At 68.8% G+C, this 14593-nt stretch carries 13 protein-coding genes; 9 read left to right on the top strand and 4 right to left on the bottom strand.

Annotated features, from left to right (window positions below):
* Positions 1-36 precede the first annotated feature (36 nt).
* From D0B54_RS22755 to ntrC, 7 genes are all read left to right on the top strand, one after another.
* Positions 37-1392 (top strand): DUF1329 domain-containing protein, encoded by a 1356-nt coding sequence (locus D0B54_RS22755; protein WP_117294473.1) that lies wholly within the window; start codon positions 37-39, stop codon positions 1390-1392.
* 77 nt (positions 1393-1469) lie between these two features.
* A complete protein-coding gene (locus tag D0B54_RS22750; protein WP_117294471.1) occupies positions 1470-3962 on the top strand; it encodes a DUF1302 domain-containing protein in 2493 nt (830 codons plus the stop codon).
* A gap of 9 nt (positions 3963-3971) precedes the next feature.
* Entirely contained in the window at positions 3972-4952 is a 981-nt protein-coding gene (locus tag D0B54_RS22745; protein ID WP_117294469.1) for a YCF48-related protein, read from the top strand.
* 126 nt (positions 4953-5078) lie between these two features.
* Positions 5079-5903, top strand: coding sequence for a helix-turn-helix domain-containing protein (locus D0B54_RS22740; protein ID WP_117294468.1), 825 nt, complete (start codon positions 5079-5081; stop codon positions 5901-5903).
* Between the two features lie 32 nt (positions 5904-5935).
* The gene (locus D0B54_RS22735) at positions 5936-6490 is read left to right on the top strand and encodes a DUF4124 domain-containing protein (RefSeq protein WP_117294466.1); all 555 of its coding nucleotides are present in this window, start codon (positions 5936-5938) and stop codon (positions 6488-6490) included.
* Positions 6491-6573: 83 nt separating this feature from the next.
* Complete coding sequence (glnL, locus tag D0B54_RS22730; protein WP_117294464.1) at positions 6574-7644, top strand: nitrogen regulation protein NR(II); 1071 nt, start codon at positions 6574-6576, stop codon at positions 7642-7644.
* 52 nt (positions 7645-7696) lie between these two features.
* The gene (gene ntrC / locus D0B54_RS22725; RefSeq protein ID WP_117294462.1) at positions 7697-9211 is read left to right on the top strand and encodes a nitrogen regulation protein NR(I); all 1515 of its coding nucleotides are present in this window, start codon (positions 7697-7699) and stop codon (positions 9209-9211) included.
* A 223-nt stretch (positions 9212-9434) separates the two neighbouring features.
* Here ntrC and D0B54_RS22720 read toward each other — a convergent pair whose 3' ends face one another.
* The 3 genes from D0B54_RS22720 to D0B54_RS22710 all read right to left on the bottom strand — a co-directional run bounded on the left by D0B54_RS22720 (position 9435) and on the right by D0B54_RS22710 (position 12196).
* The gene (locus D0B54_RS22720; RefSeq protein ID WP_117294450.1) at positions 9435-10025 is read right to left on the bottom strand and encodes a LuxR C-terminal-related transcriptional regulator; all 591 of its coding nucleotides are present in this window, start codon (positions 10023-10025) and stop codon (positions 9435-9437) included.
* 9 nt (positions 10026-10034) lie between these two features.
* Entirely contained in the window at positions 10035-10337 is a 303-nt protein-coding gene (locus D0B54_RS22715) for a hypothetical protein (protein WP_117294447.1), read from the bottom strand.
* A gap of 95 nt (positions 10338-10432) precedes the next feature.
* Complete coding sequence (locus tag D0B54_RS22710) at positions 10433-12196, bottom strand: ATP-binding response regulator (protein ID WP_162932640.1); 1764 nt, start codon at positions 12194-12196, stop codon at positions 10433-10435.
* 167 nt (positions 12197-12363) lie between these two features.
* Here D0B54_RS22710 and D0B54_RS22705 point away from each other — a divergent pair, with 167 nt between their 5' ends.
* Positions 12364-12810, top strand: coding sequence for a nuclear transport factor 2 family protein (locus tag D0B54_RS22705; RefSeq protein ID WP_117294443.1), 447 nt, complete (start codon positions 12364-12366; stop codon positions 12808-12810).
* Positions 12810-13553 carry an SDR family NAD(P)-dependent oxidoreductase gene (locus tag D0B54_RS22700; protein WP_117294441.1) on the top strand — a complete coding sequence of 248 codons (744 nt, stop codon included), beginning with the start codon at positions 12810-12812 and terminating at the stop codon, positions 13551-13553. Before D0B54_RS22705 ends, D0B54_RS22700 begins: the two co-directional genes overlap by 1 nt.
* A 95-nt stretch (positions 13554-13648) precedes the next feature.
* On the opposite strand, the gene D0B54_RS22695 is transcribed toward D0B54_RS22700, so the two are convergent.
* Complete coding sequence (locus D0B54_RS22695; RefSeq protein WP_117294439.1) at positions 13649-14584, bottom strand: NAD(P)H-dependent flavin oxidoreductase; 936 nt, start codon at positions 14582-14584, stop codon at positions 13649-13651.
* Between the last annotated feature and the right edge of the window lie 9 nt (positions 14585-14593).

Below are 14593 nucleotides of genomic sequence, written 5' to 3'. Positions count from 1 at the left end.
ATCCATTTCCAGTGATGTGACAGAGGAGAGATGCAAATGAAGATGCGAATGCTCGCCATCCTGGCGCTGACGGCCGCGCTGCCCTCGGTGGCGCTGGCCAAGGTCTCCGCCGAGGATGCGGCCAGGCTGGGCAAGGAACTGACGCCGGTCGGCGCCGAGCGTGCCGGCAACAAGGACGGCACCATTCCGGCCTGGACGCCGGCGAAGCAGTCCGGCGCCCTGAAGGGGCAGTTCCCCTCCGATCCGGCGATCGAGAACGACAAGCCGCTGTTCACGATCGACGTCAAGAACCAGGGCCAGTACGCCGACAAGCTGACCGAGGGCCACAAGGAACTGCTCAAGCGCTTCCCGGCCAGCTACAGGCTCAAGGTCTATCCCAGCCACCGCAAGGTGAATTTCCCGGAGAAGGTGCTGGCGGAGACGGTCAAGAACGCCACCCGTGCCGAGCTGGAAGGCGTCGACAACCCGCGCGGCGCCTTCGTCGGCTTTCCGTTTCCGATCCCGCGCTCCGGTGCCGAGCCGATCTGGAACCATCGCGTGAAATGGCGCGGCGATGCGCTGCGCCGCTACAACAACCAGATGATCGTGCAGCAGGACGGCAAGTTCACGCTGACCAAGATCGTCGAGGACGTGAAGTTCTATTACGCCAACACCGGCAACGCGACGCCGCCGGAACTCAAGCCCGGCACCGATTTCCTGCGCTACCTGTCGGAGACGATCTCGCCGCCGCGCATCGCCGGCACCTTCATCCTGGTGCACGAGAAGGCGGGTTTCGGCACCGAGGGCCGCGCCGCCTGGCTGTATGCGCCGGTGCTCAAGCGCATCCGCCGCGCGCCGGCGGTGTGCTGCGACAACCCCTACGAGGGCACCGACGGCCACCAGTTCTACGACCAGGTGGACATGTACAACGGTGTGCTGGAGCGCTTCACCTGGAAGCTGGTCGGCAAGCGCGAGATGTACATCCCGTACAACTCCTACCGCATCGCCGGCAACAAGACCAAGTATGCCGACATCGCGCGCCCCAACCACATCAACCAGGACCTGCCGCGCTACGAGCTGCACCGTGTCTGGATCGTCGAGGCCGACAACAAGCCCGACCAGCGCCACACCTTCAAGAAGCGCCGCATCTACCTGGACGAGGACAGCTGGAACATCGTCGCCATCGACGACTACGACCAGCAGGGCAAGCTGATGCAGTTCCAGGAGGGTCACCTGGTGCCGTACTTCAACATCCTGGCGGCGACCACGCAGCCCGAGGTGATCTATCACCTCAATTCCGGCCGCTACTTCGTCACCGCGATGATCAACGAAGACCAGCCCTACGACGCGACGGTGTCCTTCAGCGACAGCACCTTCGAGGCCGAGACGGTGCAGAAGCGCACGTCCAAGTAAGGCATCCGTCGGGCGGTGGCGCCTGGCGCCACCGCCCGACGGAACACAAACAAGCGTCCGTGCAGGAGATCACGAAGATGCCCATCAATCCGGCAAGAGCAGCCCTGCTCGCCGCCTGTGCCGTCGCGCCCGTGGCGGCGCAGGCGGCAGAGTTCAATTTCAGCCTTGGCGACACGCCGTTCAACGCGGTGCTGAACAACACCGTCACCCTGGGCGCCTCCTGGCGCATCGAGGAGCGCTCCGACGATCTCGTCGGCAAGTCCAACCTCGACCCGGACGTCTGCAGCGGGGCCTACCAGTCCTGCCAGGGCGTGCATCGCGCGCAGAGCTACCCGGCGCAGCATCTGTTCGAGGCGCCGGGCATGGCGTCGATGAACTTCGACGACGGCAACCTCAACTACGACAAGGGCGACATCACCCAGGCGCCGCTCAAGCTGTCGCAGGATCTGAACATCAAGTTCGGCAACTACGGCTTCTTCTTCCGTGGCATGGGCATCTACGACGATCTCAACTACCGCGGGTTCAAGGAGAACTACCCCAACAAGATCACCGCGGAGAACTACCAGCAGGTCGGCATCGTCGGCGACAACAACGTCGCCAACCGCTACTTCGCCCGCAGCTACGGCCCGGGCGGCCACGTGCGCCCGGAACGCGCCGAGGACGAGGCGCGCGAAATCGGCATGCGCTACGACCTGCTCGACGCCAACTTCTACGGTGTCGTGCCCTACCTCGAAGGCGAGCGCGAGCTGATCTTCCGCGTCGGCCGCCAGACCGTGAACTGGGGGCAGAGCACGGTGGCGGTGATCAACAGCGTCAACCAGGCGCAGCCGGTCAATGCCAACAGCCTTTACCGCCTCGGCTTCGGCCTGCTGGAAGAACTGTTCGTGCCGGTCGGCATGATCCGCGCCAGCACCGAGATCGCCGGCGGCGTCAGCATCGAGGGCTACTACCAGTTCGAATGGCAGCCGGTCGAGATTCCGACGCCGGGCAGCTACATGTCCTTCGTCGACATCGGCACCGACAACCTGCGCAGTTCGGTCAACGCTGCCTTCGGCGGCTCGGCCGACGATCCCGACCACGTCGGCTTCCAGCTCAACAGTCCGCTGGCGCTGATCACGCCGACGACGCTGACACTGGACCGCGAGAAGGACAGGGAGGCCCGCGACCAGGGCCAGTGGGGCGTGTCGCTGAAGTACTACGCCGACTGGCTCAACGACGGCACTGAGCTGGGCCTGTACTTCATGAACTACCACTCGAAGCTGCCCTACGTCAGCTTCTACTCGACCGATGCCAGCTGCGCGCGCCGCGAAGGCAACGCGATGGGCATCGACGCCACCAATACGCTGGAGTTCCTGGAGGCCTGCCCGAACCTGCCGGTGGCGAACCCCAGGGCCTCCACGCGTGTCCTGGGCGACATCGGCGCGCTGGCACTGCAGCGGCCGGGCATCCTCGGCGACATCGGCCTGGGCCTGGACCTGGGCACCGCCCTGGGCGGCCTGACCAGCCTGCTGATCCCGCGCGCCGGTCCGCAGAGCGATGCCGTGCCGCTGGATACCGCCAGGATCCAGGTCGAGTACCCGGAAGACCTGCAGATGTACGGCTTCAGCTTCACCACCACCGCCGGCGACCTGTCGTTCCAGGGCGAGGTGTCGTACCGGCCGAACGTGCCGCTGCAGGTGGCGCTGATCGACCTGGCCTTCGCCTCCTTCGGCCCCACGCTGACGCGCTGCCACGACGCGGCGCTGGGCTGCGCCGGCGCCAGCGCCGGCATCGGCTTCAACGAGCAGGGCCAGTACGTCATCTATGACCAGAACAACTTTGTCGATGCCAACGGCAACAATCCCTACCCGGACGCGGTCAACCTGATCGTCGGCGCCGCGCCGGGTTCGGCCCGCTCGTTCCCGAACTTCATCATTCCCTATCGCGGCGGCGTGGTCGGCGAGAACGCGCCGAACAGCTACATCCAGGGCTGGGTGCCGGGCAAGGTCGCGCAGTACAACATCGGTGCCACCCAGGTGCTGGGCGCCTCGGAGAACTGGATCGGTGCCGACCAGGTGATCCTGCTCTACGAACTGGCGGCGACGCACGTGCTCAACCTGCCGGACTTCGACCGCCTGCAGATCGAAGGGCCGATGACCGCCACCACGCACGCCAGCGCCGGCGCCAACGGCAGCGGTGCCGACGGCTCGCGCCTGGCCTGCTCGACCAACCCGGCCTGCTCGATCGGCCCCGACGGCCTGCGCTTCAATCCCTTCCAGGCACCGCGCAGCGCCTACGCCGACGCCTTCTCCTGGGGCTACCGCGTGGTCGGCCGCATCAGCTACGAGTCGGTGCTGCCAGGCATCAGTGTGCAGCCGCTGTTCATCTGGCAGCAGGACATCGGGGGCAACTCGCCGGGGCCGGCGGGCAACTTCGTCGAGGGGCGCAAGTCGCTCAACTTCCTGCTGGAGACGCGCTACGAGAAGTCGATGGCCTTCACCATCGCCTACAACACCTTCTTCGGTGGCGGCCGCAACAACCTCTACGCCGATCGCGACAACCTCGGCTTCTTCGTCAAGTACCAGTTTTGAGGAATCGCCATGCTTCGTCCGATCCTGTTCACCGCCGTGCTGGCCTGCGCCCTGGCGGCTGTTGCCGCCGAGGCGCCGAAGCCGCGCGCCGCCGAAGCGGCGCCGATGTCGCAACACCGCCTGCTGACGCGCGTCGTGCCGGCCGGCGACAGCCTGGTCGCGGTCGGCGCGCGCGGCCACATCCTGCGCTCCGACGACGGCAGCGCCTGGACCCAGGTGCCGGCGCCGGTCGACGTGCTGCTGACCTCGGTGTTCTTCGTCGATGCCCGCCAGGGCTGGGCGGTGGGCCATGACGCCAGCATCCTGCACAGCGGCGACGGCGGCCGCAGCTGGCAGCTGCAGAACTCCCAGCCGGAGCTGAACCTGGCCCTGCTGGACGTGCTGTTCCTCGACGCAAGCCACGGCCTGGCGGTCGGCGCCTACGGCCTGATGCTGGAAACCCGCGACGGCGGCGCGCACTGGCGCCGGCTGGAGCTGCCGCTGACGCAGGAGGGCCTGCATTTCAATGCCCTGGCGCGGCTCGGCGACGGCGCGCTGCTGCTGGTCGGCGAGGAGGGCATGATGGCCTTGTCGCGCGACGCCGGCACCAGCTGGGAGCGCCTGGCCTCGCCCTACGAGAGTTCGCTGTTCGCGGTGCTCGCGTCGGGCCCTTCGGGGGCGGTGGTCGCCGGCCTGCGCGGCCATGCCTTCCGCAGCGACGCAGTCGGCACCGGCCCCTGGCAGCGGCTGGACACCGGCAGCGTGCAATCGGTGTTCGGCCTGGCGGCGATGCCGGGCGGCCGCGTCGGCCTGGCCGGGCTCAATGCCTTCCTGGAGATGCTGGACCCGGCCGGGCGGGTCGAAACCCAGGCCTGGCGTCGTGCCGGTGCCTCCGCGACACCGGGCACCGGTCCGGAGCTGGGTGCTTTCAGCCATCTGCTGGCCTGGCGCGGCGAGGTGCTGACGGTCGGCGACAGCGGCGTGCAGCGCTGGACCGCCGCTCCACCCTGAATCTGGTCTATTACTTCCGGGGTAATTGAACCACCGCGGGCCCTGGCGGAGACTGGAGCCTGAACCGCTCAGCAGGAGGCATGGCGGCCCCCGCGGACCTCGCAGGGCGTTGCCGGAGAAAGCTATATGGCTGGAGATCTCGCCAATGTCGTCGCCTTTCCCAACCTGCTGCGCGACTGCCGCCGCGGGCGCCGCCTGTCGCAGCTGGACCTGGCCGTGGAGGCCGAGGTCTCGCAGCGTCATCTGAGCTTCCTGGAGTCGGGCCGCGCCCGGCCCAGCCGCGAGATGGTGCTGCAGCTGGCCCAGGCCCTGGACCTGCCGCTGCGCGAGCGCAACCGCCTGCTGCAGTCGGCCGGCTATGCCGGCGTGTTCCCGCAGCGCAAGCTCGAGACCGTCGACATGGGGCCGGTGCGCCAGGCGCTGGAGCGGCTGATCAGGCACCACGAGCCCTACCCGGCGGTGGTGGTGGACCGCGCCTGGAACCTGTTCATGGTCAACGAGTCGGTGGGCCGCGTGTTCGGCCTGCTCGGCGATCTCGACGAGATCTACAAGCGCGTCTGCGGCGACGGCCCGCGCAACGTGCTGAAGCTGACCTTCCACCCGCAGGGCCTGCAGCCCTACATCGCCAACTTCGCCGAGATCGGCTCGCAGCTGCTGGCGCGCACCGCGCGCGAGGCGCTGGAGCACCCGGAGGTGCAGGCGGTGCTGGACGAGGTGCTGTCCTACCCGGGCATCCCGGCGCGCTGGCGCGTGCAGGAGGTGCACCCGCTGCCGCTGCCGGTGCTGCCCACCGAGTTCCGCGTCGGGCCGGTGAGCCTCAAGCTGTTCTCGATGCTGACCACCTTCGGCACGCCGCAGGACATCACCACCGACGAACTGCGCGTGGAAAGCTTCTACCCGGCCGACGCCGCCAGCGAGGCCTTGCTGCGGCAACTGGGCGGCCCCCGCTAGACCCGCCGGGCCGGCGGCGCTACCCTCCCGCCATGCGCAATATCATCCTCGCGATCGCCCTGTTCCTGTCCCTGCCGGTCACGGCGGCGGACGTCTACAAGTACACCGACGAAAAGGGCATCGTCCACTACACCGACAAGCCGCCCAGCAAGAACGCCAAGCCGGCCAACCTGCCGCCGCTGCACACCTATTCGCCGGCGCCGATGGGGGGCCTCAGTGCGCCGACCCCCTCGACCCCGGGGGCAGCCGAGGTGGCGCCGATCAAGTACGAACTGCGCATCACCTCGCCGGAACCCGACCAGACCAACCGCGACGCCAGCGGCAACCTGGCGGTGACGGTGGTGGTCACGCCGGACCTGCCGGACGGCTATACCCTGGTCTACTACGCCGATGACCAGGCCAACGGCGAGCCCCGGACAACCACCAGCGCCACCCTGTCGGGCCTGGCCCGCGGCCAGCACAGCATCGTGGTCGCCCTGATCGACAAGACTGGCGCGGAGGTGACCCGTTCGGCCGCCGTGGCGGTCAACCTGCGCCAGCCGACAGTGAAGGCGCCGGTCGCCGCCCCGCGTCCCGCCCCTCGATAACGCACCAAATTGGTGCAAATCAGCCCCGACTGCGCTAGTCTGGGGCTGCAGCCTTTTGGCGCGACTCTTGCTGTATTCCGCGCATGAAATTCATTCCCCGCAGCTCGTCGGTCCGTCCAGAAGACGTGCTCGATGGCCTTACGACGGCCGTGATCGGCCTGGACGAGCAGCTTTGCGTCACCTCGCTGAACTCGGCTTGTGAAAACCTGTTCGGCATTTCGCGCAAGCACGCAATTGGTGCACCTTTGTCGGAGGCGATCCCGCACCTGGGGCCGCATGCGCCGCGGCTGCGCAAGTCGCTGGAAAACGCCACCGGCTTCATCGAGCGCGAGCTGCGCCTGCAGCGGCCCGGCGAGGAGCCGGTCACCGTCGATTGCACCGTCACCCCCTTCATCCTCGGCCGCAAGCCCGGCCTGCTGATGGAGGTGCTGGCGCTGGACCGCCACCTGCGGATCTCGCGCGACGAACTGATCCTGGCGCAGCACCAGGCCAGCCGCGAGCTGATCCGCGGCATGGCCCACGAGATCAAGAACCCGCTGGGCGGCATCCGCGGCGCGGCGCAGCTGCTGGAGCGGGAGTTCCCCGACTCCGAGCACCGCGAGTACACCCGCGTGATCATCCGCGAGGTCGACCGCCTGCAGAACCTGGTCAACCGCATGCTGGGCCCCAACCGCCTGCCGCAGAAGGACTGGCTCAACATCCACGAGGTGCTGGAGCACGTGCGCCAGCTGGTGCAGGCCGAGTCCTCCGGCGAGGTGGTGTTCCTGCGCGACTACGACCCCAGCATCCCCGAGATCAGCGCCGACCGCGAGCAGATGATCCAGTCGGTGCTGAACATCGTCCGCAACGCCATGCAGGCGATCGGCGGCGAAGGCACCATCACCCTGCGCACGCGCACGCGGCGCCAGTTCACCATCGCCGCCGTGCGCCGAAAGCTGGTGGTCCAGGTCGACATCGAGGACGACGGTCCCGGCATCGCGCCGACCATGCTGGAGAAAATTTTCTACCCGATGATCACCACCCGGGCCGAAGGCACCGGACTTGGCCTGCCGATTGCTCAGTATTTGATCCATGCCCATGGCGGACTGATCGAATGCAAGAGCCGCCCGGGCTGCACCGTGTTCTCCCTGTACCTGCCCCTGGAATCGACATGAACTCCGTATCCCCCCGCCACCCGCAGCGGCTCCTTCGCCGCGGAGTCACCTCATGACCGCCACGCTGCGCGTCTGGGTGGTGGACGACGACGAGTCGATCCGCTGGGTGCTGGAGCGCTCGCTGGCGCGCGAAGGCATGAACGTGGAGAGCTATCCCGGCGCCGCCGAGCTGCTCGACGCGCTCAACGACGACACCCCCGACGTGCTGATCTCCGACATCCGCATGCCGGGCGTCAACGGCCTGGAGCTGATGGAGCGCGTGCACCGCTCCAAGCCGGACCTGCCGGTCATCATCATGACCGCGCATTCCGATCTCGACGCCGCCGTGGCCAGCTACAAGGGCGGCGCCTTCGAATACCTGCCCAAGCCCTTCGACGTCGACGGCGTCGCCTCGCTGGTGCGCCGCGCCGCGCGCCAGGTGGAAGTGGCGGTGGAACCCTCGGTGGCGGAATCCAGCGCCGACATCATCGGCGAGGCGCCGGCGATGCAGGACGTGTTCCGCGCCATCGGCCGCCTGAGCCAGTCCAACATCACCGTGCTGGTCACCGGCGAGTCCGGCACCGGCAAGGAGCTGGTGGCCCGTGCCCTGCACGTCAACAGCCCGCGCGCGTCCAAGCCGTTCATCGCCATCAATACCGCGGCGATCCCCAAGGACCTGCTGGAGTCCGAGTTCTTCGGACACGAGCGCGGCTCCTTCACCGGCGCGGCGACGCAGCGCAAGGGCCGCTTCGAGCAGGCCGATGGCGGCACGCTGTTCCTGGATGAAATCGGCGACATGCCGGCCGACCTGCAGACGCGCCTGCTGCGCGTGCTGCAGAACGGCGAGTTCTACCGCGTCGGCGGTGTCGCCCCGATCCGCGTCGACGTGCGCGTGGTGGCCGCCACCCACCAGGCGCTGGAAACGCTGGTGAAGGACGGCCGCTTCCGCGAGGACCTCTACCACCGCCTCAATGTCATTCGCGTGCGCATCCCGGCGCTGCGCGAACGCCCGGAGGACGTGCCGCAGCTGGCGCGCCACTTCCTGGCCCGTGCCGCCGAGGAGATGAAAGCCGAGGCCAAGCGCCTGCGGCCGGAGGTGGTCGAGCGTCTCAAGAACTTCGACTGGCCCGGCAACGTGCGCCAGCTCGAGAACATCTGCCGCTGGCTGACGGTGATGGCGCCAGGCCAGGACATCCACCTGCAGGACCTGCCGCCCGAGGTGCGCCCGGCGGCCTATGTCGCTGCGCCGGCTCCGGCTGCAGCACCGGCACCGGTGGCTGCGATGGCGCCGGTGGCTCCGGCTCCGGCTCCGGCCGTGACCGCCGCGGTGCCCGCCCCGCCGCCGCTGTCCGTGAGCGATCCCTCCGGGGCCTGGGACCATGAACTGCGGCAATGGGCCGATGCCGCCCTGTCGTCCGGCAAGGACGACCTGCTGGGCGAGGCCACGCCGATGTTCGAGCGCGTGATGATCGAAGCCGCGCTGACCGCCACCCGTGGCCAGCGCCAGGAAGCGGCGCGCCGCCTGGGCTGGGGGCGCAACACGCTGTCCCGCAAGATCAAGGAACTGGGGATGGGTGAGGACGAATAAATCTCCAAAGGAGATTTATTCGTCCGAACGCCCGGCCATGGAATGTTTGGCCCGGCTGAAGCATGACTCGATGTCATGCTGAAGTAAGCCAAACATGGGCAGGGGATCAATCGGGACACTGAAGTCCCGCCATGGATGGCGACCCTGCTCCCCGCAAAGTTACCGGAGTTTTATCGTCTTCGCGGGCGGCCACCATTCCAAACCGGTCGTTGACGCGACAGACCTAGACGACCGGCGACTTCTGCTGCCGCAGCACCAGTTCCAGCCGGTTGCGCACGCCGAAGATCGTCAGGATCGCGGTGACGTGTTCCTTCACCGTGTATTCGCTGATGCTCAGGGTGCGGGCGATCTGCTTGTTGGAGAAGCCGCCCAGCAGGGCTTCGTAGACATGCCGCTGGCGCTCGGTCAGCGCCTCCTGGGGCGGCGCCCGCAGGCCGATCATTTCGTCGGCATCGACGAACACTTTCTCGCCGGCCTGGATGCGGCGGAAGCCCTCCAGCAGGTGATCGACGTCGGCGTTCTTCAGCAGCAGGCCGCAGACGCCGCGCCGCCGTGCCAGGTCTACCGCTTCCGGCTCCGGCGCGGCGGAGATCAGGATCACCTTTGCCAGCCGCGACGCCAGGCGGTCCAGTGCCTCGTCGAAGCGCAGGCCCGGCAGGTGCATGTCCAGGAACAGGTAGTCCCAGCGCCCCTGCAGGGCTTCGCCCTCGAGATGATGCAGGGTGTCGATACGGGCCTGCGGGTAGCAGGCCTGCAGCAGGCTGCGCAGGCCGGCGCAGGTCATGGGGTGGTCGTCGACGATCAGCAGGTGCATGGGCGGAGCCTACAGGCCGGCGGCGCGGATCGCCGCGCCGATCGAAGGGCAGCGGGCGGCGTAGACCACGCGCCTCCCGCGCGCCAGGCCGACGCTGCGGTAGAAGCCAGCCATGGTCCGCTCGATCTGCAGGACCGGCAGGCCGTCTTCGCCATAGACGCGAAAGATCCCCGCGGCGCCCAGCGGGATCTCGCTGCGGCACCAGAAACCGCGATACAGCGCCGGCAGCCGTGCCCGCACGTCCTCGAAGGCGGCGCGCAGGGCCGCGATCTCGGTGGCGGAGTAGCCGGCGGAGTCGAAGCCATCGGGCATGGGGAACGGAAGGCGGCCTGCGGAGGGTCGTGAAATTAGACGCGCCGGCATCCGCGCCGAGTACCCCTCCGTGGAGGGGTTGAACAGGGCCGGGGTCATGGCGCCATCCCCGCCAGGGTCCGAAGCAGCAGGTCCGGCGGCACCGGCTTGGTCAGCAGCAGCAGGCCCTCCTGCTCGGCGCGCTGGTGGGTTTCCGCGGCCAGTTCGCCGGACAGCAGCAGGCCGCGCGCCTCCGGCCACTGCGCCAGCCAGTCGGTGAGCCAGTCGATGCCGTCGCGCTCGCCGGGCAGGCGCACGTCGCAGAGGATCAGGTCCGGCTGCAGTGCCTCCTCGACGTCGGCCGGATTGCTGCGGTGGCTGATGCGCAGGCCCCAGTCTCCGGCCCAGGTCTGCAGCGCTGCAGCGGCCATCGGGTCGTCCTCCACCAGCAGCAGGTGACGGTCGCGCAGGCGCAGCACCGGCGCAGCATCGGCCACCGGCGCAGCGGTGGCGCCGCGCGCGGGCAGGGCGATCAGCGCCGCCTCGGGCAAGTCCAGCGAGAAGCGGCTGCCGCGGCCCGGTTGCGAGTGCAGGCGCAGCCGCGCTCCCAGCAGGTTGGCGGCCTCCTGCACGATGCTCAGGCCCAGGCCGATGCCCTGGCTGCGGTCGCGTGTCGGGTTGTGCAGCTGCACGTAGGGCTTGAACACCTGCCCGACCTCCGCCGCGGCGATGCCGATGCCCTGGTCCTGCACCGCCAGTTCGACGCCGCCCCGGCGCAGGCGCGCGGACAGCAGCACGCCGCGGCCGGCCGGCGAAAACTTGATGGCGTTGTCGAGCAGGTTGTGGATGGCGCGTCCGAGCAGCGTCGGGTCGGTGTCCAGCGCGCGCCGCTGCAGGCGGCGGTCGACCTTCAGCCGCAACCGCAGGCCCTTGTGCTCCGCGATCTGGCGATGCGAGGCGATGGCGCGCGGCAGCAGCTCCATCAGCGGGGTCGGTTGCTGGTTGAGCCTGTAGGCGCCGCCCTCGAGCTTGGACAGGTCCATCAGGCCGTTGAACTGGTCGGACAGTGCCTGGCCCGCCTCCAGCACGCGGTCGACCAGGTCGCGGCTCTCGCCCTCGGGGACGCGCATGCGCAGCGCATGGCTGGTCAGCATCAGCGCGTGCAGCGGCTGGCGCAGGTCGTGGCTGGCGGCGGCGAGGAAGGCGGACTTTTCGCGGTTGGCGCGCTGCGCGCTCTCGGCGGCGCTGCGCTGCTGTTCCAGCAGGCGGTCCTTTTCCTGCTCCAGCATCAGGTTGCGCGCATTGCCGTGGTGGCGCACCAGCACGGCCTGGATGATGGTGGCGTGAAAGAAGAGGAACATCACCGCCAGCTGGCCCCAGTGGCCGGGAAAGGTGTGGTGCAGCGGCGGCAGCAGCAGGCCCAGCGATACGGCGGAGGCCGACAGCACGTGTGCCAGGCCGAACGAGGCGATCGAGGCGGCGGACACGCTGACGGCCATGTAGATCATCACGATCATCAGGTTGTGGTTGGCCAGGCCCGGCACCAGCAGCAGGCCCAGCGCCCCCCAGATCGCGCCCAGCAGCACGCCGCCGTGCAGCAACGCCAGCCACTCGCCGATGCGCAGTTCCTGCAGGGCCATGACGGAGATCTGCTGGTAGCGTCGCCGCAGCAGCAGTCCCAGTGCGCCGTTGACGGCGCTGAAGGCCAGCCAGGACAGCAGCAGGGAGTGGTCGACCACCGCCCAGCACAGCGCCGCGACCACGCCTACCGCCAGCGGCGACAGCCAGGGACGTAGGCTGCCCCAGCCCAGCGCCAGCAGCTCGGTGGCGAGCTGCGGCGAGTAGGCCTGGTAGTTGAACAGGGCGAAGGGCAGGCGCATGCGCTCGGGAGTCGGGGGCGATCCGGGAGCCTCACAGTAGCGGAGCCCCGGAGAAGGCGCGAGCAGCGTAGGCCGGTGGCGGTGACCGCAATACCCCTCCATGGAGGGGCGGCTGGCGGCCCGCGGCGGCAGTTGCTAGCGTTGACAGGCCCTGTGGAGGAGAGCCCTTGGACGACCATCGCGCCATAGAGCGCCTTTTGTACCGCTATGCCGAGTTGATCGATGCCGGCGACTTTGCTGGCGTCGGGCAGCTGTTCGAGCGGGGCCGGATCGTTGCCGGCGGCAATGCCGTTGCCGGCGCCGCGGCGGTACAGGGCATGTACGAGAGCTACACGCGGCGCTACGCCTGCGGCACGCCGCGTACGCAGCACCTGATGGGCAATGTCTGCATCGACGTCGATGCGGGCGGCCGTTCGGCGCAGGCGCGCCTGCGCTTCACGGTGTTCCAGGCGCTGGAGGACTTTCCGCTGCAGGCGATCATCGCCGGGCGCTACCAGGATCGTTTCGCGCGCGACGAGGGCGGCTGGTACTTCGCCGAGCGCCGCATGCAGCCGGAGCTGATGGGTGACCTCAGCCGCCATTTGCTGCTTCCCGTCCCACAGGAGAAGGGCTGATGCGCTTCCGCGACAGGATCGTGCTGGTCACCGGCGCCGCCTCGGGTATCGGCCGCGCCACGGCGCAGCGGCTGTCCGCCGAGGGTGCCGTGCTGGTGCTGGCGGACGTGAATCTCGCCGGGGTGCAGGCAGTGGCGGCGGAACTCGCGGGGCCCTCGCGCTGCATTGCCTTCGACGCCGCCGACCCGGCGTCCTGCCGCGCGCTGGTGGCCCAGGCGACCGAGGGCGGGCGGCTGGACCTGCTCTGCAACATCGCCGGCGTGCTCGACTGGGCGCCGCTGGCGGAGTTCGACGAGGCGCGCTGGGATCGCGTGATCGCGATCAACCTCAGCGCGGTGTTCCACCTCTGCCGCGCGGCGATGCCGCTGCTGGTGGCCAGCCGCGGCAATATCGTCAACATGGCCTCGGCCGGCGGCATGGTGGGGATTCCCTACAACACGGCCTACGGCGCTTCCAAGGCCGGCGTGATCGCGCTGACCAAGTCGCTGGCGCTGGAGTTCGCCGCCGCCGGGGTGCGCGTGAATGCGGTCTGTCCCACCGGGGTCAAGACGCCGATGCTGGCGGGTGGATTCCCGGCGGGTGTGGACGTGGCCCTGCTGATGCGCAATGCGTCGAAGCTGGACGGCGGTGCCTTGCTGGAGCCGGAGGATGTCGCGGCCGCGGTGGCCTTCCTGGCGTCGGATGAGGCGAAGAAGGTGACGGGGGTGGCGTTTCCGGTGGATGGGGGACAGACGGCTGGATAAAGCTTGCTGATGTGGGAGCGACGCAAGTCGTGATCTTTTCGCCTGCAGCGCAAAGCAACAGATCGCGACTTGCGTCGCTCCCACGAAAGCGCTCGTCAGGCCGAGCGGCCCAGCCGCGCACAGGTCTCGCGATACTCCGCCACCAGCCGCTCGCAGAGCTCGCGCGCCGGCGGCAGGTCGGTGATGGCACCGGTGCCTTGCCCCGCCGACCAGATGTCCTTCCAGGCCTTGCCGGCCGACAGCTCGGTGCCGAAGTCGAGTTCGGTCTTGGGCTTGAGGTTTTCCGGGTCCAGGCCGGCCTTCAGGATCGAGGGGCGCAGGAAGTTGGCCGGTACGCCGCTGATCGCCGGGGTGTAGACGATGTCGGCGGCGCGGCTGTCGAGCAGCATCTGCTTGTAGGCTTCCGGCGCCTCGGCTTCCTGCGTGCCGATGAAGCGCGTGCCGAGGTAACCGAAGTCGGCGCCCAGGGCCAGCGCTGCGGCGATGCCGGCGCCGTTGCCGATGCAGCCGGACAGCGCGATGTAGCCGCTGAAGATCGAGCGGATCTCCGGGATCATCGCGAAGGGATTGAGCGTGCCGGCATGGCCGCCGGCGCCCGCTGCCACCGGGATCAGGCCGTCGACGCCGGCCTGCGCGGCCTTCTCGGCATGGCGCAGGCTGATGATGTCGTGGAACACCAGGCCGCCGTAGCTGTGCACCGCGTCCACCACCTCGGCGGCGGCGCCCAGCGAGGTGATCACCAGCGGTACCTTGTGCTTCACCACTTCGGCGAGGTCGGCCTGCAGGCGCGGGTTGGTCTTGTGCACCACCAGGTTCACGCCGTAGGGCGCGTCCTGCGGCGTCAGCGTCGCCTCGAGTTCGTCGAGCCAGGCGACGAAGCCCTGCGTGCTGCGCTGGTTCAGCGCCGGGAAGGTTCCGACCACGCCGGCCTTGCAGCAGGCCGTGACCAGCTTCGGCGTCGACACCAGGAACATCGGCGCGGCGATCGCGGGAACGCGCACGCGTCCCTGCCAGGATTGCGGCATGGCCATGGTGAAGCT

Source organism: Solimonas sp. K1W22B-7 (assembly GCF_003428335.1).
GTDB lineage: Bacteria > Pseudomonadota > Gammaproteobacteria > Nevskiales > Nevskiaceae > Solimonas_A.
Note: the sequence above shows the minus strand (reverse complement) of the source record. Positions and strands in the feature narration are given on the sequence as shown.

Coding starts and splice junctions, on each gene's coding strand:
- D0B54_RS22715 (WP_117294447.1), bottom strand. CDS start 10,337: ATGCCCGATGGCTTCGACTCCGCCGGCTACTCCGCCACCGAGATCGCG.
- D0B54_RS22720 (WP_117294450.1), bottom strand. CDS start 10,025: ATGCACCTGCTGATCGTCGACGACCACCCCATGACCTGCGCCGGCCTG.
- glnL (WP_117294464.1), top strand. CDS start 6,574: ATGAAATTCATTCCCCGCAGCTCGTCGGTCCGTCCAGAAGACGTGCTC.
- D0B54_RS22740 (WP_117294468.1), top strand. CDS start 5,079: ATGGCTGGAGATCTCGCCAATGTCGTCGCCTTTCCCAACCTGCTGCGC.
- D0B54_RS22700 (WP_117294441.1), top strand. CDS start 12,810: ATGCGCTTCCGCGACAGGATCGTGCTGGTCACCGGCGCCGCCTCGGGT.
- ntrC (WP_117294462.1), top strand. CDS start 7,697: ATGACCGCCACGCTGCGCGTCTGGGTGGTGGACGACGACGAGTCGATC.
- D0B54_RS22695 (WP_117294439.1), bottom strand. CDS start 14,584: ATGGCCATGCCGCAATCCTGGCAGGGACGCGTGCGCGTTCCCGCGATC.
- D0B54_RS22710 (WP_162932640.1), bottom strand. CDS start 12,196: ATGCGCCTGCCCTTCGCCCTGTTCAACTACCAGGCCTACTCGCCGCAG.
- D0B54_RS22750 (WP_117294471.1), top strand. CDS start 1,470: ATGCCCATCAATCCGGCAAGAGCAGCCCTGCTCGCCGCCTGTGCCGTC.
- D0B54_RS22755 (WP_117294473.1), top strand. CDS start 37: ATGAAGATGCGAATGCTCGCCATCCTGGCGCTGACGGCCGCGCTGCCC.
- D0B54_RS22735 (WP_117294466.1), top strand. CDS start 5,936: ATGCGCAATATCATCCTCGCGATCGCCCTGTTCCTGTCCCTGCCGGTC.
- D0B54_RS22745 (WP_117294469.1), top strand. CDS start 3,972: ATGCTTCGTCCGATCCTGTTCACCGCCGTGCTGGCCTGCGCCCTGGCG.